This window comes from Bordetella ansorpii, assembly GCF_900078315.1.
Lineage (GTDB): Bacteria > Pseudomonadota > Gammaproteobacteria > Burkholderiales > Burkholderiaceae_B > Bordetella > Bordetella ansorpii.
Genome location: NZ_FKBS01000029.1, coordinates 1,069,662 through 1,085,925, shown reverse-complemented (window position 1 = coordinate 1,085,925; position 16,264 = coordinate 1,069,662). Strand labels below are relative to the sequence as shown.

Sequence of the window (16,264 nt, the reverse complement as noted above, 5' to 3'; positions counted from 1 at the left end):
TTCAGGCGCCTCAGGCGGGCCGGTAGTGCAGCCAGCCGTCGTCCAGCCATTGCGTCAGCAGGTCGCGGGCGTCGTCGTCCAGCTTGCGGCATGCCGGGTCGGCGCAGTGCAGTTCGCGCGCATCGGCCAGGGCGCGCAAGGCCGCCGAGGGGGCAATGGGCGCGGTCTCGCCGTTGATGAAGAGCTGCTTGCCGCGATACAGCATGCGGGTGCGGCGGTCGAGCACCAGGCGGCCGGCGTCGGGCCAGTCCTGCGCCAGGTCGGGCGCGTCTTCGCCGGGACCGTCGAACACGCTGATGCTGTTGGGCTCGGTCAGCCAGCAGCCCAGGAAGCGGGCCGCCAGGGCTTCGTCGAAGCGCAGCTTGTCCAGGGTGTCCAGCGTGGCCTGGAGCAGGGCGTCGGGCAAGGCGGCCGGGGTCGCCGTGGCCGGCTGGCCGGGATCGCGGTACAGGCCGGCGGGCGCCGGGCCGGGCAGCGGCGGCTCGCCGTACGGACCGCTGGGCTGGCCCAGCCGCGCCATGGCCTGGTCACCCGCGGCTTCGAGCAGGCCGCGCACCAGCGTGGCCATCGTGGGGGCGCGGAAACCGATCGAGATGGTCATGCAGTCGTCGTCCAGCGCCACGCCGTCGTGCGCGGCCTGGGGCGGCAGGTAGAGCATGTCGCCGGGTTCGAGGATGTGTTCTTCCTCGGGCTCGAAGTTGCCGAGGATCTTCAGCGGCAGGCCGGGCTCCAGCGACAGGTCGCGCTGGCGGCCATAGCGCCAGCGGCGCCGGCCGGATGCCTGCAGCAGGAACACGTCATAGCTGTCGAAATGCGGGCCCACGCCGCCGCCGGTGGAGGCCAGGCTGATCATGATGTCGTCCAGCCGGGCGTCGGGCACGAAACGGAAGCGCTGCAGCAGGTGGCTGGCGGCATCGTCGTGCAGGTCCACGCTTTGCACCAGCAGGGTCCAGTCGGGCTCGGCGGGCTTGGGCAGGCGCGCGAAGGGGCCGTTTTCCATCTGCCACTGGCCGTCCTCGCGCCAGATCAGGCGGGACTCGACATCGTCGCGGCGCGCCATGCGCTTCAACGCGGCGGCGGGCACCGGCGGCCTGAAGCCGGGGATGGCCTGGCGGATCAGCAGCGGCTTGCGCTGCCAGTAGCGGCGCATGAAGGCCTCGGGCGTCAGGCCGCCCAGCAGCGCGTTGGGCTGGTCGGGCGCCGGTGGCATGCGGGGAGCGTCGGACTGCGGGGCAGCGGTGCGGGAGGGTCGTTTCATGCCAGGTGGGCCTTCAAGCGGTACAGGGCGTCCAGCGCTTCGCGCGGGGTCAGGGTGTCGGGGTCGATGCCGGCCAGTTCGTCGCGCAGGGCGTCCAGCGCGAAGGCGGCGTCCTGGCGGTCGGTCTGGGCCTGCGCCTGCGCGTCGGCATCGATGGCGGCGGCGAACAGGCCCAACTGCGGCGTGGGCGCGCCCTGGGCTTCCAGGCGCTCGAGTTCGCGCGAGGCCTGGCGGATGACCGCGGGCGGCACGCCGGCGCGTTGCGCGACCTGGATCCCGTAGCTGCGGCTGGCGGGGCCTTCGCGCACTTCGTGCAGGAAGACGATGCCGCCGGCCGATTCTGCGGCGGCCAGGTGCACGTTGGCGGCGGTGGGCTGCTCGGAAGGCAGTCGCGTCAGTTCGAAATAGTGCGTGGCGAACAAGGTGAGCGCGCGGTTGTGCGACAGCAGGCGGCAGGCGATGGCCCAGGCCAGCGCCAGGCCATCGTAGGTCGAGGTGCCGCGGCCGATCTCGTCCATCAGCACCAGGCTGTGCGGCGTGCTGGCCGACAGGATGGCGGCGGCTTCGGTCATCTCCATCATGAAGGTGGAGCGCCCGCCCGCCAGGTCGTCGGCCGCGCCGATGCGGGTGAAGATGCGGTCGATGGCGCCGATGCGGGCGCGGGCGGCGGGCACGAAGCTGCCGGTGCGCGCCAGCAGCACGATCAGCGCGGTCTGCCGCATGTAGGTCGATTTACCGCCCATGTTCGGGCCGGTGATCAGCAGCATGCGGCGCGTGGCGTCCAGGCGGCAGCCGTTGGGCGTGAAACGCTCGATGGCGTGCTCGACCACGGGATGGCGGCCGGCTTCGATCTCGATCTCGGCGTCGTCGGTCAGCTCGGGCGCGATCCAGGCGTGGCGGCGCGCGTGCTCGGCCAGCGCGGCCAGGGTGTCCAGCTCGGCCAGCGCCACCGCGCACCAGGACAGCGGCATCACGTGGCGGGCCAGCGCGTCCAGCAATTGCTCGTACAGCCATTTCTCGCGCGCCAGCGAGCGGTCCTGCGCCGACAGCACGCGGTCTTCCCAGGTCTTCAGCTCGGGCGTGATGTAGCGCTCGGCGTTCTTCAGCGTCTGGCGGCGGCGGTAGTCGTCGGGCACCTTGTCGGCCTGGCCGCGCGTGACTTCGATGTAGAAGCCGTGCACGCGGTTGAACTCGACGCGCAGGTTGTGGATGCCCGTGCGCTCGCGCTCCCGGGCCTCGATCTTCATCAGCACGTCGCCGCCGTCGGTGGCCAGGCCGCGCAGTTCGTCGAGTTCGGCGTCATAACCCTGGGCGATGACGCCGCCGTCGCGGATCTGCACCGACGGTTCGGCGGCGATGGCGCGTTGCAGCAGGGCGGCCAGTTCAGGATCCGGACTGAGGTGGCCGGCCAGTTCCTGCAGGCGCGGCGTGGCGGGTTGCAGTTGCCCCAGCAGGGTATGCAACGCGGGCAGCGCAGCCAGCGCGTCGCGCAGGCTGGCCAGTTCGCGCGGGCGCACCGAGCGCAGCGCCACGCGCGAGGAGATGCGTTCCATGTCGGGGAACGGATGAAGCGCCTGGCGCAGGGAGTCGAGCAGTTCGTCGGCGCCGAAGGCCTGTTCGGGATGCAGGCGGGCCTCCAGCAGCGCGGTGATGGCCTGCTGGCGGGCCTGTGCCGGCGCGTTCTCGCGCAGCGGATGATGCAGCCAGCGGCGCAGCAGGCGGCTGCCCATGGGGGTGCGGCAGCCGTCCAGCAGCGAGAACAGCGTTGGCGAGTCTTCGCCGGCCAGCGTCTGCGTCAGCTCCAGGTTGCGGCGCGTGACCGGGTCCAGCACCACGTATTGGCCGGGACGTTCGGCCGTGATCAGTTGCACGTGCGACAGGGCCTGCGACTGCGTGCGCGCCGCGTAGCGCAGCAGCGCGCCCGCCGCGCAGATGGCCGCGGGCATGTCCTCGATGTCGAAGCCGCCCAGCGTATCGGTCTTGAAATGCGCCAGCAGGTGCGCGCGGGCGCCGTCGCGTTCGAAATGCCAGTCGGGCACGCGCGACAGGGCGCCGTCGAAACCCGCGACAGCGTCGGCGCCGTCTGCGCAGATCAGTTCGGCCGGCGCGATGCGGGCCAGTTCGGATTCGAGCTGCGCGGGCGCGCATTCGGTGACGCGGAATTCGCCGCTGGCCAGGTTCAGCCAGGCCAGGCCCACGCGCGGATCGCGCGCCTTGCCGCTGGCCCACACGGCGGCCAGCGCGCGGTCGGCCTTGGCGGGCAGGAGGGCGTCGTCGGTCAGCGTGCCGGGCGTGACGATGCGCACGATGCGGCGTTCGACAGGGCCCTTGGATGCGGCCGGGTCGCCTATCTGTTCGCAGATGGCAACGGATTCGCCCAGGGCCACCAATTTCGCCAGATACGACTCCATGGCATGCACGGGCACGCCGGCCATGGGGATGGGCGTGCCGTTCGATGCGCCGCGCTTGGTCAGCGTGACGTTGAGCAGGCGCGCGGCGCGTTCGGCGTCTTCATAGAACATCTCGTAGAAATCGCCCATGCGGTAGAACAACAGCAAGGGACCTGCCTCGGCTTTCAAGGCAAGGTATTGCTGCATCATGGGAGTATGTCCAGACACGTCTAGTTTTTTCATTAACATCAATGGCTTAAGGATTTCTACGGCTTCGTGGTGCTGTTTGGGCGTGGATTCGGGCCACGGGGTTCATGTCCATGCATCACGCGCTGACGGTGGCTCCGTCTGCGTCTGCATGCGGTATGCGCATGGCGGGCGCGCCTGGACATGATGAAGAAGGCGCGGATTCAATGGCCGCGCTTCTGGACACCTGTGCAGCCTGCATGGGTCGTTGCCCGCGCCATTTGCCTTGCCTCATGTTGAATCGTCATGGTTGCGGTCGAGCGCCCATTGATTGGTCTTGAGCATGAACAGCTCGAACAACCCTGGCGGCATGGCTCGATCCCCAGCCTCCCATTGCTGCCAGCCGCGCAGCGAAGACCGGACGACATTGGCGGCTTCTGCTTGCGTGAGCCCCACGACGAGGCGGGCATGACGGATGGCATCGGGTTTCGGGGTATGAGGTTTCGCGGCGTTCATGGTGCCGATAGCAAGGCGCGCTGCGCGGAAGCGATCAGGGAGGTTCTGCGGGGCAATGTTACGCTCATTGCGCGTAATCGTCCATGCCGGCTTCCGCGCCTATTTTCGTGCTTCTCAGCGAACGGGTAGGGGTTTAGGATTCCGCTGGACGCAACCGGACTGAGGCACGCGATGGAGCATCCCGATCTGAACCTGCTGCTCGCGCTCGACACCCTGCTGGAAGAGGGCAGCGTGGTCGGCGCGGCCAGGCGCATGAACCTGAGCCCGCCGGCCATGAGCCGCACGCTGGGCCGCATCCGCGAGACACTGGGGGATCCGGTGTTCGTGCAGGCGGGGCGCAAGCTGGTGCCGACGCCGCGGGCGTTGGCGCTGCGCGAGCAGGTGCGCGCAGCGCTGGAGCAGGCAACCCAGGTGCTGGCGCCCACCCCTGACATTGATCTCAAGGCACTGGAACGGCGCTTCAACGTGCGGGCCAACGACGTATTCGTAGGCTTGCACGCGGGCCGCCTGCTGGAGGCGCTGGCGGCCGAGATGCCGCGCGCCGTGCTGCGCTTTTCGCCCGAGGAAGACGACGTGGACGATGAGGCGCTGCGCAGCGGACGGATCGACCTGTTCATCAGCGCGTCACGCAAGCTGGGCCCGGAAATCCGCGTGCAGCCTTTGTTCACCACCACCTTCGTCGGCATCGCTCGCCAGGACCATCCGATCTTCGAGGACGACATCACGGCCGAGCGGCTGACGCGCTGGGGCCACATCGGTGTGTCGCGGCGCGGCAAGTCTTCCGGCCCGATCGATGCCGCCCTGGAGGCCCTGGGCCTGCGCCGGCACGTCGCCCTGGTCGTCTCCACGCCGTTCACCGCCTTCTTCGCGTTGCAGGATTCCGACCTGCTGCTGCCGCTGCCGGAGCATCTGGTGGGCAGTGCGCTGGCGGCAGGCCTGCGCATCCGCGCCTTCGATCTGCCCATCCCGCTGGAGACGGTGGTGTTCACCCAGGCGTGGCATCCGCGTTTTCAGAACGACCCCGCGCACCAGTGGCTGCGCCGCACGATCCGTGATCTCTGCAATGACGCTGAAGCCCTGGATTCCAGGCGCGGCAAGGCCAGGGCGTAGGATCGGATCGCGCGTTCGATCAGTGCGTCGTGTGCAATTGTGGACTCAGATAAAGTCACTTTTCTGAATGGTAGGTCCGCCCTACAGTGATGCAAAGAATCACTGCAGGAATGCATCATCGTGCGGCCAGCGACAGTATCGCCGGTGCCTTCGGGCACTCCCATTTCGGCCCGTGGCCGGCTGATCGCCGCGCTTGCGGCTGGGCTGGCGCGGCTGGATTTCACCACGCCGCGCGCGGCCTATGTCCTGCGCTCGACGCTGGCCGCGTTGCTGGCGCTGACGGTCGCCTATTCACTTGAACTGGAGATGCCGTACTCCGCGGCGACGACGGTTCTGCTCGTGCTCAACCCGCTGCAGGGGGCCGTCATCGGCAAGGGCAGTTGGCGATTGCTCGGTACGCTGGTCGGCATGGTCGCGGCCCTCGCGCTGATGGCCGCATTCGCGCAGATGCCGTGGCTGTTCGTGCTGGCCGATGGCTTGTGGCTCGGAATGTGCGTGGCGGCCATGAGCCTGCTGCGTCACTTCCGAGCCTACGGCGCGGCGGTGGCGGGTTACACGATTGGCTTGGCCACGCTGGGAGCCATGCAGCATCCCGAGCACGCGTTCGAGCAGGCCGTGGGCAGGGCGGCCACCGTGGCAATCGGCGTCATCTGCCTGGGGTTGGTGTCCGCGCTGTTCAGCCGGCGCAGCGTGCGGGGCAAGCTCGAAGCACTCGTTGGACGGCTGGCCGCCGGGACGGCAAACGCCATCGCGTCACGGCACGACACCTCGAACGAAGGCAGCGGCGCCGGCACGTCTGCACGGACTGCGCCGGAACAGCGCAGGCTCATGACCGAAATCTATGGCGTCGACGATCTGCTGGCGCTGGGCAAAGCCGAGTCGGCCGACCTGGCGCAACGCGCCGTGGCCGTACGCCATGCGATGGCATCGCTGTTCGCCGCGCTGGTCGGCGGGGCACCGCCGTTGCCGGCACACGGCGCCAGTACGCGGGCATGGCGCACCTTGCAGCCGGCACTGGAAAACGCATGGCGGACGGCGGAACAGGCCCTGGCGGGCGGCGCGCAAGGAATCGATCCGGCGATAGCGCAATTGCGCCAGGCCCGCGCGCGCCTGACCGCGGCCCTTGACGAGTCGACCCTGAATGACCCCGCGCAAGAGGCCGCATGGCTCATCGTTGGCGACCGGCTGGTCGAGCAGATCGACGACTATCTGGCCGCATTGGCTGGCATCGCCGCGCTGCATCGCCCGAGCCCGCGCGGCGCGGCACGTTCCGTACGCTTTCACCGGGACACGACGGCGGCGCTGGAGAACGGCTTGCGCGCGATGCTGGTGATGGTGTCGGCAGGCGCGCTCTGGATCGCAACCGGCTGGCCCGCCGGGGACGTCATGGTGTTGATCATTGCCCCTTATTGCGCGCTGCTGTCGCCATCGCCCAATCCCGCCGCGGGTGCCGTTCAGTTCTTGAAGGGAACCCTGTACGCCATCCCCGCGGCGTTCCTGTGCGCGTTCGGCGTGCTGCCGCATACAGAGGGGATGCCGCTGCTGTCGGTCGTGCTGGCCCTGTTCTGGCTGCCCGGCATCTATGCCACGAGCGTTCCCGCCCACACCCTGGCGGGGCTTGCCTATCTCGTTGGGTTCAATACGCTGGTGGCCGCGGACAATCCCATGCATTACGACCTTGCGCGGTTCATGAACTGGTCGTTGGCCTGGTTCGTCGGCACCGCGCTGACGCTGCTGGGATTCAGGATTTTCCTGCCGCGCGATCCGGTTCGCGACATCGAGCGGCTGCGCCGCCGCATCCGTGACGAGGCCTTGGCTCTCTTGCGTGGAGCAGCGGCCGACCGCCGCCTGTGGCAACTGCGCCAGCAGCATCGCATGGCACAGCTCGGCGCCATGCTCAAGGCCCGGCCCGCCACGATGGACCATGCGATTGGCGACGCGCTGGCAAGTTTGCACCTGGGCCGCGAACTGCTGCGGTTGCGCCAATGGCTCCGGCAGGCGCCGCCCGCATCGGCCATGCGCCCGTTGGTGGCGGCTGCGCTGGACCGGATGGCTCGCCGGGCGGACGCTCCCCTCAAGGCCGCCGGCCACGCACGCCGCGCCGCGCTCGGCCTGCGCCGAATCGTCATCGACGGCGCCCCGGGCGGCGACCGGCACCGCCTGGCCGCCGCGCTGACCGACATTGCCGCGCTGCTGGAAGCCCACGCCGGCTATTTCTCCACGCTATCCCGGGGGCCTGCCCATGCTCAGTGAAGTCGCCGTGGCCGGCATTTATCTGCCGCCATTCCTTGTCTACGCCTGCATTGCCGTACCGCTTTTCCTCGGGCTGCGTTTCCTGCTCGCGCGCACCGGCGTGCTGCGCTGGGTCTGGCATCCCGCGCTGTTCGAGTTTGCCCTTTCACTTTGCCTGGTTTCGCTGCTGATTCTGTATGTCTAGTGCCTCCTCCCTCTTGAAGCCCGCCGCGAAGGCGGCCCTGACACTGCTGGCCGTCGCCGCCGCCGTGATACTCGTCACCGCGCTCTGGCGGGCCTACGTGCTCGCCCCCTGGACCCGCGACGGCCGTGTGAGCGCGCAGATCGTGGGCATCGCCCCCGAGATAAACGGCACCGTGATCGAGGTGCCGCTGATGGATGACCAATACGTCGAGCGCGGCGACGTGCTCTATCGCATCGATCCCGAGCGTTTCGAGCTCGCCGTCGCCCAGGCCGAGGCGCAACTGGCGGCGGCCACGGCCGCGCTGAGCCAGAAGCGGGACGATGCGCAGCGCCGCAAGGGCATGGATGGCCTGGTGCCCCGCGAGGACATCCATCACGCCACTCAGGCCGTTGCCATTGCCGAAGCCGAGCAGCGCCGCGCGCGGGTCGCGCTGGACGTGGCCCGCCTGGACCTGGCGCGCACGACCTTGCGGGCTCCCGTGGATGGCTACGTGACGCACCTGCGGTTGCGCCAGGGGGACTACGCGGTCGCCGGGCATCCCAATATCGCCTTGCTCGACGCGCACAGCTTCTGGATCACGGGTTACTTCGAGGAAACCAAGCTGCACGGCATCCGTCCCGGCGCGCCCGCACAGATCCGCCTGATGGGATTCGACGACCTGATACATGGGCATGTCGCCAGCATCGGACGCGGTATCACGAACGCCAACGAACTGGCCGATGCCCAGGGCCTGCCCAGCGTCGAGCCGAGTTTCAGCTGGATACGCCTGGCCCAGCGGATTCCGGTCCGGGTCGAAATCGATCACGTGCCCGCAAGCATTGTCCTGGCCGCCGGAATGACGTGCAGCATCGGGGTCGGCCAGCCGGGACAGGACGTCGTGCCCGAAGGGCGCCTGGCCATGCTGCTGCACCGTTGGTTGTAGGCCGTCGTCATGAAATCCCCATTCTCGTCATCCTTGCGCGGCGCAGCCTCGCGCCGCGCCCGGTTGGCCGCGCTTGCCAGCGCGCTGCTGACGGCCCTGCCAGGCTGCACGACGGTCGGCCCGGACTATCGACCGCCCCAGGTCGACGTGCCGGCGCGGTGGACCGAAACCCACGGGAATTTCGCGGTGGCGGATCGTGCGCGCCTGCGGACATGGTGGCGGGCATTCGGCGATCCGATGCTCGATCGCCTGGTCGATCAGGCGTTGGCCAACAACCAGGACCTCGGCATCGCCCAGGCGCGGCTGCAACAGGCGCGCGCCGAGCGCGTCCAGATAGCCTCCAATCTCGAACCGAGCCTTTCGGCCGGAGGCACTGCGGATGCTCTGCGGTCCAGCAAGGCCCTGGACTGGCCGCCGGGGATCGGTCGATCCCGCACCTGGCGCGCGGGCTTCGATGCGAGCTGGGAGTTGGACGTGTTCGGTGGCGGCCGGCGGGCCGTGGAAGCGGCCGACGCGGGTATCGACGCCCTGTCCGATGACTTGCATGCCTTGCAGGTGAGTCTGCTGGCCGAGCTCGCGGCCGACTACGCCGAGCTGCGCACGGCGCAGGCGCGCCTGGCCATCGCCCGCGACAACATCGGCAACCTGCGCGAAGGCGAACGCCTTGCCGAGCGGGCATTGCGGGGCGGGCTGGGCACGTCGGCCGAAGTGGCCCAAGCCCGTGCCGAGCGCGAAGCCGCGCAGGCGCAGCCTCCCGTGCTGGAGGCCGCGATTGCGCGCCTGAGCCACGCCATCGGCGTGCTGGCCGGCGGATTTCCCGGCGATTGGCGCGCCGCGCTGGCCGAGTCCGCGCCTGTGCTGCCCGTGGCGCCGGCCTTGCCGCTGGCATTGCCGTCAGAGGTGATCCGCCAGCGTCCCGACCTGCAGGCCGGCGAACGGCGCCTGGCCGCGGCCACGGCGCGGATCGGGGTGGCCGAGGCCGCACGGCTGCCTCACTTCACCATCCCGTTGAGTCTCGGCACCACCGCCAGCCTGTTGCACGACCTGTTCTCCGGCGCGAGCCTGGCATGGTCGGCGGGTGTGCAGGCGGGCCAGACGCTCTACGACGGGGGCCGGGCACGCGCTGGCGTCGCCGTGGCGCAGGCCGGCGCGGCCGCGGCGCGGCTGGCCTACGAACGTGACGTGCGGCTGGCGCTGCGCGATGTGGAAGACGCCTTGACCACACTGAACAGCGAACGTCAGCGGCAAGCATCGCTGATGGCCGCGGTCGACGACAGCCAAAAGGCGCTCGATCGCGCGACCCGGCTCTATCGCGGTGGCCTGAGCGCCTATCTGCCGGTGCTCATCGCCCAGCGAGCGGCCAATCAGGCCCGTGACGCGCTGGCGCTGAGCCGGGCCGGCGAAGTGCGCGGCGCCATCGCACTCTACAAGGCGCTGGGCGCGGGCTGGCAGGACACGCCGATGGTCCGCTCCACCGGCGCTTCCGATTCATCCGGCCAGCCTGCCGTGGCGCACACGGCTGCCGGCCTGTGAGCACCTTCCCTTTGCGCCAAGGAGAGTCCCTCGACATGAGCCTCGATCCGAGTATCTTCGCCGTTCACGACATCCGCGAGTTTCCCTTCGTGGTTTTCGACCAGGCCGCGGCAAAGCCGGGCCATGCGCTTCAGTGGGAAGCGGAAATGGTGGCCCTCATGCGGCACGCCCAGCCGTTCGTCGTGGTGTACGACCAGCTCGACACCGACGAGACCCACGAAGATCGCAAGCACCGTGGCGTCTGGCTCAAGCGCAACAAGGAACCGCTGGGCCTCGTCTGCAAGGCGCTCATCAGCATCGAGCCGGACAATGAGCGGCGGGCCGGCATCCAGGCCAAGTCCGAGGGCACCGTCAAGGCCTTCGGAGCCGTTGCGACCGGCTGGCAAACGGTGCAGTACGGCAACCCGGTGGCGTGCGGCTCAAGGTCGAGACTTGCTCTGGATCGGCGGATAACCATACTTGCGTGAAAACGCGCGCGAAAAGGCGGCTGGGCTACCGAAGCCGACCATTGCCGCCACCGCCTTGACGCTGCGCCCGGACAGTAGCCTGGCGCGTCCCAACGCCAACCGCCATCCGTTCAGGTAGGCGCCGGGCGATCGGCCGACGGTCTGCTTGAAGGCTGCGATGAACTGTCCGCGCGACATGTCCGCCAGGGCCATCAAATCCGCGATCTGCCAGTTGCGCGCAGGATCGTCATGCATCGCAATGAGGCTGACATGCAGCTTGGGATGGGCAAGCCCCGCCAGCAACCCGGCATCGACCGTGCCAATCGCGATGGCCTTGCGGATGGCCAGCACCACGACGACCTCGCACAGCCGCGCCCGGATCGAACCTGCCCCGCAACGGGCCACTTTCACTTCCGCCACGATCAGCTTCGACAACTCGCGCAATGGCAAGTCGTCAGCCAGCGAGAAACACAATTCATCAGGCAAGGCGCCGACAAGCGGATTGGCATTGCCCCCGAAATCCACTTTCGTGGCCGCGCACAGGGCCGCGACGTCCGGCAGCGTGGCAGCGGAACGCGCCCGATAGAGCAAGTGGGTGGGTTCCCCCGAATGCTCGGCATCGACGATGAGGAGATTTGCCTCGTCCACGCTGTCGCAATGCGTGGCGCTCAGGGAAAAGGCATTCAGGAATGCCACGAGCCGGTCATGCTTTCGCTCGATTTTTGAACTTTCGATCATGCATATTCTCGATATGTTGATCGTAAATCTTTTATCATGATGAGCAGTGGCGCGCTAGCCGCCCACGAGGCAAACACACCATGCAAGAGGCTGTATGACGCAGAGTTCCGCCAGCAAATTCGATGCTGCCCGCGCAGGAGAATATGCGTCCCAGAGCCGGATCGCGCTCGCTGGTTATGACGCTTGCCACGAACTCTCCGCCTGCATGCTGTCGGCCGTCCTGGGCGCAGGAAAGCCCGCGCGGGTGCTGGTGATCGGCGCCGGCGGCACCGCGGGTGAAATCATCACCGCCGCGCGGCTGGAGCCAGCCTGGTCGTTTGTCGCTGTCGATCCCTCGCCGCCGATGCTGGAACTGGCGCGCGCCTATCTGGACGACGCGGGTGTCTCGGATCGGGTGCAAACCGTTCCGGGGACGGCGCAAGAGATCGATTCAACCCCCTCGTTCGATGCCGCGATCATGATCGGCGTGCTGCATCACCTGCCCGGCAATGAGGCGAAGCAGGAGATCCTGGCGCAGATTGCCGCGCGCTTGCGGCCCGGCGCCCCGTTGGTCATCGCCGGAAATTATCGGCCTTACGCTTCGCAACCCTTGCTGATGGCGGCCTGGGCCGCGCGGTGGCGAATGAACGGTGCGGCGCCGGACGAAGTCCAATCCAAGATGAACAAGATCCTGCACGGGGCGCAGCCGCCCGAGTCGGAAGAGGCGGTGATTTCCCTGCTCGGGCAATCCGGTTTCGTGACGCCTCTGCGCTTCTTTGCCAGCCTGTTCTGGGGAGCGTGGCTGGCTCGGCGTACTTCAACCGCAACGTGAACGGTCAGCGGCGTCTGGTCGCGCGATGCGGACTGCAATGGCCTCGACGAGGCCTTGCCTCCCACCCAAGTAACGAGAAGGAAAGCAGTCCATGAATGGCCAGAAAATTCTCAAGCACGCGCTGTTCAGCGCCGTCCTTTCAACCAGCCTGTCGTTGGGCGCGGTCTTGCCTGCCGGGGCAGCGACAGTCGATCCCTCGATGGTCGGCACCTGGACGTTGGTCGCTGCCGACGTGCTGCACCCCGATGGCTCGCGGGCACGCGACTACGGCGCCGCGCCCAAGGGCATGCTGGTCATCGATGCGCAGGGACACTACTCGCTGCAGATCTTCAAGGCCGAACGCCCGCGATTTGCCTCCGACGACAAAAGCGCGGCGACACCCGCCGAGTACAAGGCGGCCGTCATGGGCTCCAGCACGCACTTCGGCACCGTCAGCATCGATCCGGCCAGCGCCACGCTGGCCTTCCATATCGAAAACGCCTCCTTTCCCAACTGGGAAGGGCAGCAGCAGAAGCGGAACTACGAGCTCAAGAACGACGAGCTGAGTTATCGCGTCGTCCCGCGGCCCAATGGGGATGTGCCGATCTCTGTGTGGCGGAAAGTCCACTAGGAACGGCGAAGCCAGGAGCCGCATTCGCGATAGCCTGTGCATGGGCGGTCATGGTGTGATCGCCCCTGCCATGCGGGCAAGCCGCGCTCCTTCGCGGGCGACCCTGGCCACGTCGTGGCTGAGCGCCAGCTCCGACGCCTCCAGCGCATCGAGTGCAAACCACTGCGCGTCCAGCGCATCGTCGCCGCCAACCGGCTCGCCGCCCAGGTAACGGCACAGTACGGCCACCAGCAGAAAATGTTGGCGAAGCTCGCCAGACAGGGCGTGGTCGAAGACATCGACCGCCGTGAAAACCCGTTGCGCTTCGCCGCGGACACCCGTTTCCTCCAGCAGTTCGCGCTGCGCTGCCTGCTCGATGCTTTCGCCGAAGTCGATCTTCCCTCCCGGGAATCCCCAGCGGCCTGCGTCTGGCGGGTTGGCGCGCCTGACCAGCAGAACCTGGTGGGCGCGGATGACGACGGCAATCGCCGCGGGAACTGGACGACGCCCCGGGTTGAGCGCCCTCGGCAATCGGGCCATTGGATATTCTCTGCAGGGAACAGGGGTTGCGCGATGAACTATGGGGAATGGCGGGTATCGGATGAAGACGAACCGTCAGCCGTGCGCCGTTCGAGGGCGCGGATGACTGCGATCATGTCTTGGGTTCCCAGGCCCAGCGCTTCCGTTTCGCCGTAGAGCGCATGACAGACGTCCAATAGCGGCGATGCGATGCCCAGGTGCCGCGCGGATTCCGCAACCAGGCGGCTGTTTTTCAACACATCGGTAATGGCCGCCTGCACGGAAAAATCCTGCGTGGCGAGCTTGCCTATCTTCACGCGCGATACGTCGCTTGCCATCGGGCCGGCATTCAGCGCGTGCGCATACTGCGCCAGGGGGATGCCGTGGCGTTGAGCAAAGTGCGTCGCTTCGGCCAGTCCCGTCACCATGGTGATGAGAAACAGGTTGACCGCGAGCTTCATCGTCAAGGCGTTCGGCACGTCGCCGCAGAGCACGCTCTCCCGATACAAGGGCCGGACGAGGTCTTGCACCGTCCGCACAGGTTCCGGCCGGCCTGCCAGCATCACGACCAGCTGCCCGGTTTCCGCCGGCTTGCGGGAGCCCGATACCGGCGCCTCGACATAGTTGCCATTGTGGGCCTCGATCTCCGCGGCCAGCGACCGCGAGTACTCGGCGGAGGTCGTGCTCATGTTGACGATCAGGTGTCCTCTGACCAGATCCGCAAACTTGGGCGTGCCTCTGCCCAGAACATCGTCTATTGCTCCTTCGTTGGCCAGCATGAGCAGAATGGTCTCGCACTGGGAGGCCAACGCTTCAGGGCTGTCGGCAACGCTGGCCCCCGCTTCGCGCAGCGTGTCGTACTGCGTGCTCGATCGGCTCCACACCATCAAGGGTATTCCGCCATGCGCCAGATTGAGCGCCATGGGAGTCCCCATCACGCCCAAACCGATGAATCCGACATTCGTATGCATCTCGCGGCTCCAGGAAAAGTGGAATCAGACCGATCCGGATCAACCAGGCATGGCGGCTCATGGGCAGCCCGCTGATTGATTGCAGTTGCAACCGTCAGGGATGCAATTCTAAGTCCGATACAATTGCAAATGCAATAGAAAATAGGGAAGGAACTTGCCATGACGAAGGGCGGAACGGATCTCTGGTTCTCGTTTGTGCGTGCCCATCGTTTGATGATCCGCGAGGTGGAGCGTCGTCTGGCGGCAGCCGGGTTGCCCGCCTACGCCTGGTACGACGTGCTTTGGGGCCTGGAAAGCGGGCCGGACGGAACGCGGCGCATGCACGAGCTCGCCGACGCCCTGGCGATAGAACGCTACAACCTCACGCGTCTGGTCGATCGCCTGGAACACGAGGGGCTGGTCACGCGTGCGCGCTCGGCCGAGGACGGCCGTGCCGCGTATGCGACGATCACGAAAGAAGGGCGCGCGCTACGCAGGAAAATGTGGAAAGTCTACGAAGGCACGGTTGCAGAGGTCTTTCTGAGCCAGTTCAGCGCCGATGAGCAAGAGAGGGCTTCCGAGGCGCTGGACCGGGCCGCCGCGGCGGCGCGTGCCCAGTAAGTGACGCGCCCCATAGGGGCGTGACCGGATTTCAGGCCAGTGCATATCGCTTCAAGGCTTCCCCTGCCCGCCGCGTGGGCAGGCGGCCCTCATCGCAGAGCGCCTTGATGGCGGCAGCCACCATCCACTGAACGCCACGAAGGCCGCTCGCTGCCTGGTGGGAGTCCGCCCCCAGGGCAATGAAACGGGCCGGGACGAAGCCGCCGATCTGCTGGGCTATGTGTTGTCCATATCCCGTGACGGCCAGTGCAGGCAGTGGCTCCGGTCCAAGGCAATGCTGGAGATGAGACGTCTTTTTCGCCGAGAGGGGATGAAGCATGTTCCAACGCTGGACTTCGTAAGCTTCCCGGGCCAGGCGGGTATAGCTCGGGCAGCTCCAGACCTCACAGGCTACGCCCCAGTCTTCTTGCAGCAGATCCGCGGCCTGGATCACTTGTCCCAGGGCCTTGCCGGCGCCCAGCAATCGGATGGCGGGGGCATCGGGTCCGGATGCTGCCGTGATCCGATACATTCCCTTGTAGGCATCATGCACATCGGCTTGCGATGGCCGGGGGAGGTTGCCGCCGTCATCGTGCAGGGTCAAATAAAAGAACCCCGGCTTGTTGTCCACGTACAGCGCTTGCAGGGCCGCGCGCAGAATGGCGAGCGCTTCCTGGCCCGATGCGGGGTCGTAGGGAATGCCGTTCAGGCCGCTGGCCAGCCAGAGGGGAACGGCCGGCTGGACGCTCTTCGGCCACTGTGACGCAGTGGTCTCGGCATCGTTGCACAGGATGCCGCGATCGGCCGTTTCGTACATCGCCGCACGCAGTCCGGCGACGGACTCGCATCGCAGCAGGTACAGCAAAGGAACCTCGAAACGGCCTGGCCCCTCTCGAAACCAGAGAGGCCAGGCGCTGATGTTGCGCGGTGCGATGGCGAGGTCGCCAGCCGAAGAGGCTTCTGCCGTCGGTGCTCCTGGAGAGGCCTTCACCAACCAGACGTTGCCGGTGGGGGCTTCGTCTTGAGCCAGGCGCCGGGCGATGGCTTGGACGGCGGTGTAAGGGGTGGCGCCGCGGCACGCCCGTTCGAGATCTTCCACTGCGAGTTTTTCAAGGCAGGCAGCGGCCGCCCGCCGCGTCTGCGGTGTGGGCGCGGGCGGACGCAGGCGTTCCCAATTCATGATCGACCTCTGCGGTTGGACTGATTGCACGACCTGGCTTCGTGCCTTACGATTGCATATGCAATGATTGCAATTGCAA

The 16,264-nt window shown here is 67.4% G+C and carries 16 protein-coding genes; 9 read left to right on the top strand and 7 right to left on the bottom strand.

Annotated elements, in window-relative coordinates:
- Positions 1-10: 10 nt before the first annotated feature.
- From A7W11_RS26475 to A7W11_RS27775, 3 genes are all read right to left on the bottom strand, one after another.
- On the bottom strand, positions 11-1,210 hold the full coding sequence (locus tag A7W11_RS26475) for a cupin domain-containing protein (RefSeq protein WP_066421282.1): 1,200 nt from the start codon (positions 1,208-1,210) through the stop codon (positions 11-13).
- A 44-nt stretch (positions 1,211-1,254) separates the two neighbouring features.
- On the bottom strand, positions 1,255-3,891 hold the full coding sequence (gene mutS, locus A7W11_RS26470; protein ID WP_412778752.1) for a DNA mismatch repair protein MutS: 2,637 nt from the start codon (positions 3,889-3,891) through the stop codon (positions 1,255-1,257).
- Positions 3,892-4,125: 234 nt separating this feature from the next.
- The gene (locus tag A7W11_RS27775) at positions 4,126-4,350 is read right to left on the bottom strand and encodes a helix-turn-helix transcriptional regulator (protein ID WP_082887501.1); all 225 of its coding nucleotides are present in this window, start codon (positions 4,348-4,350) and stop codon (positions 4,126-4,128) included.
- 171 nt (positions 4,351-4,521) lie between these two features.
- On the opposite strand from A7W11_RS27775, the gene A7W11_RS26465 reads away from it, so the two are divergent.
- The 6 genes from A7W11_RS26465 to A7W11_RS26440 all read left to right on the top strand — a co-directional run bounded on the left by A7W11_RS26465 (position 4,522) and on the right by A7W11_RS26440 (position 10,819).
- Positions 4,522-5,460, top strand: a complete 939-nt coding sequence (locus tag A7W11_RS26465; protein ID WP_066421271.1) for a LysR family transcriptional regulator — start codon at positions 4,522-4,524, stop codon at positions 5,458-5,460.
- A 120-nt stretch (positions 5,461-5,580) separates the two neighbouring features.
- Entirely contained in the window at positions 5,581-7,713 is a 2,133-nt protein-coding gene (locus A7W11_RS26460) for an FUSC family protein (protein ID WP_328587242.1), read from the top strand.
- Complete coding sequence (locus tag A7W11_RS26455; RefSeq protein ID WP_066421269.1) at positions 7,703-7,897, top strand: DUF1656 domain-containing protein; 195 nt, start codon at positions 7,703-7,705, stop codon at positions 7,895-7,897. The genes A7W11_RS26460 and A7W11_RS26455 overlap by 11 nt, the downstream gene beginning before the upstream one ends.
- Positions 7,890-8,819, top strand: a complete 930-nt coding sequence (locus A7W11_RS26450; RefSeq protein WP_066421268.1) for an efflux RND transporter periplasmic adaptor subunit — start codon at positions 7,890-7,892, stop codon at positions 8,817-8,819. The genes A7W11_RS26455 and A7W11_RS26450 overlap by 8 nt, the downstream gene beginning before the upstream one ends.
- A gap of 9 nt (positions 8,820-8,828) precedes the next feature.
- The gene (locus A7W11_RS26445; RefSeq protein WP_066421267.1) at positions 8,829-10,352 is read left to right on the top strand and encodes an efflux transporter outer membrane subunit; all 1,524 of its coding nucleotides are present in this window, start codon (positions 8,829-8,831) and stop codon (positions 10,350-10,352) included.
- Between the two features lie 35 nt (positions 10,353-10,387).
- A complete protein-coding gene (locus A7W11_RS26440) occupies positions 10,388-10,819 on the top strand; it encodes a hypothetical protein (RefSeq protein WP_066421265.1) in 432 nt (143 codons plus the stop codon).
- Here the strand turns inward: A7W11_RS26440 and A7W11_RS26435 are convergent.
- A complete protein-coding gene (locus A7W11_RS26435) occupies positions 10,772-11,536 on the bottom strand; it encodes an AraC family transcriptional regulator (protein WP_066421262.1) in 765 nt (254 codons plus the stop codon). The two genes, A7W11_RS26440 and A7W11_RS26435, sit on opposite strands and share 48 nt — an antisense overlap.
- Positions 11,537-11,630: 94 nt before the next feature.
- Here A7W11_RS26435 and A7W11_RS26430 point away from each other — a divergent pair, with 94 nt between their 5' ends.
- Complete coding sequence (locus A7W11_RS26430; RefSeq protein ID WP_066421253.1) at positions 11,631-12,347, top strand: class I SAM-dependent methyltransferase; 717 nt, start codon at positions 11,631-11,633, stop codon at positions 12,345-12,347.
- Between the two features lie 91 nt (positions 12,348-12,438).
- The gene (locus A7W11_RS26425; protein ID WP_066421244.1) at positions 12,439-12,957 is read left to right on the top strand and encodes a lipocalin-like domain-containing protein; all 519 of its coding nucleotides are present in this window, start codon (positions 12,439-12,441) and stop codon (positions 12,955-12,957) included.
- Between the two features lie 48 nt (positions 12,958-13,005).
- On the opposite strand, the gene A7W11_RS26420 is transcribed toward A7W11_RS26425, so the two are convergent.
- Together A7W11_RS26420 and A7W11_RS26415 are read right to left on the bottom strand one after the other, a co-directional pair.
- Complete coding sequence (locus A7W11_RS26420; protein WP_066421242.1) at positions 13,006-13,476, bottom strand: NUDIX hydrolase; 471 nt, start codon at positions 13,474-13,476, stop codon at positions 13,006-13,008.
- A 38-nt stretch (positions 13,477-13,514) separates the two neighbouring features.
- A complete protein-coding gene (locus A7W11_RS26415; protein ID WP_066421240.1) occupies positions 13,515-14,426 on the bottom strand; it encodes an NAD(P)-dependent oxidoreductase in 912 nt (303 codons plus the stop codon).
- A gap of 159 nt (positions 14,427-14,585) precedes the next feature.
- Between A7W11_RS26415 and A7W11_RS26410 the strand changes: the two genes are divergently transcribed.
- Positions 14,586-15,026, top strand: coding sequence for a MarR family winged helix-turn-helix transcriptional regulator (locus tag A7W11_RS26410; protein ID WP_066421238.1), 441 nt, complete (start codon positions 14,586-14,588; stop codon positions 15,024-15,026).
- Positions 15,027-15,057: 31 nt separating this feature from the next.
- Here A7W11_RS26410 and A7W11_RS26405 read toward each other — a convergent pair whose 3' ends face one another.
- Positions 15,058-16,185 (bottom strand): transketolase-like TK C-terminal-containing protein, encoded by a 1,128-nt coding sequence (locus tag A7W11_RS26405; RefSeq protein ID WP_066421231.1) that lies wholly within the window; start codon positions 16,183-16,185, stop codon positions 15,058-15,060.
- Positions 16,186-16,264 lie beyond the last annotated feature (79 nt).

Coding starts and splice junctions, on each gene's coding strand:
- A7W11_RS26475 (WP_066421282.1), bottom strand. CDS start 1,210: ATGCCACCGGCGCCCGACCAGCCCAACGCGCTGCTGGGCGGCCTGACG.
- A7W11_RS26455 (WP_066421269.1), top strand. CDS start 7,703: ATGCTCAGTGAAGTCGCCGTGGCCGGCATTTATCTGCCGCCATTCCTT.
- A7W11_RS27775 (WP_082887501.1), bottom strand. CDS start 4,350: ATGAACGCCGCGAAACCTCATACCCCGAAACCCGATGCCATCCGTCAT.
- A7W11_RS26450 (WP_066421268.1), top strand. CDS start 7,890: ATGTCTAGTGCCTCCTCCCTCTTGAAGCCCGCCGCGAAGGCGGCCCTG.
- A7W11_RS26420 (WP_066421242.1), bottom strand. CDS start 13,476: ATGGCCCGATTGCCGAGGGCGCTCAACCCGGGGCGTCGTCCAGTTCCC.
- A7W11_RS26405 (WP_066421231.1), bottom strand. CDS start 16,185: ATGAATTGGGAACGCCTGCGTCCGCCCGCGCCCACACCGCAGACGCGG.
- mutS (WP_412778752.1), bottom strand. CDS start 3,891: ATGAAAAAACTAGACGTGTCTGGACATACTCCCATGATGCAGCAATAC.
- A7W11_RS26430 (WP_066421253.1), top strand. CDS start 11,631: ATGACGCAGAGTTCCGCCAGCAAATTCGATGCTGCCCGCGCAGGAGAA.
- A7W11_RS26435 (WP_066421262.1), bottom strand. CDS start 11,536: ATGATCGAAAGTTCAAAAATCGAGCGAAAGCATGACCGGCTCGTGGCA.
- A7W11_RS26410 (WP_066421238.1), top strand. CDS start 14,586: ATGACGAAGGGCGGAACGGATCTCTGGTTCTCGTTTGTGCGTGCCCAT.
- A7W11_RS26445 (WP_066421267.1), top strand. CDS start 8,829: ATGAAATCCCCATTCTCGTCATCCTTGCGCGGCGCAGCCTCGCGCCGC.
- A7W11_RS26465 (WP_066421271.1), top strand. CDS start 4,522: ATGGAGCATCCCGATCTGAACCTGCTGCTCGCGCTCGACACCCTGCTG.
- A7W11_RS26440 (WP_066421265.1), top strand. CDS start 10,388: ATGAGCCTCGATCCGAGTATCTTCGCCGTTCACGACATCCGCGAGTTT.
- A7W11_RS26415 (WP_066421240.1), bottom strand. CDS start 14,426: ATGCATACGAATGTCGGATTCATCGGTTTGGGCGTGATGGGGACTCCC.
- A7W11_RS26425 (WP_066421244.1), top strand. CDS start 12,439: ATGAATGGCCAGAAAATTCTCAAGCACGCGCTGTTCAGCGCCGTCCTT.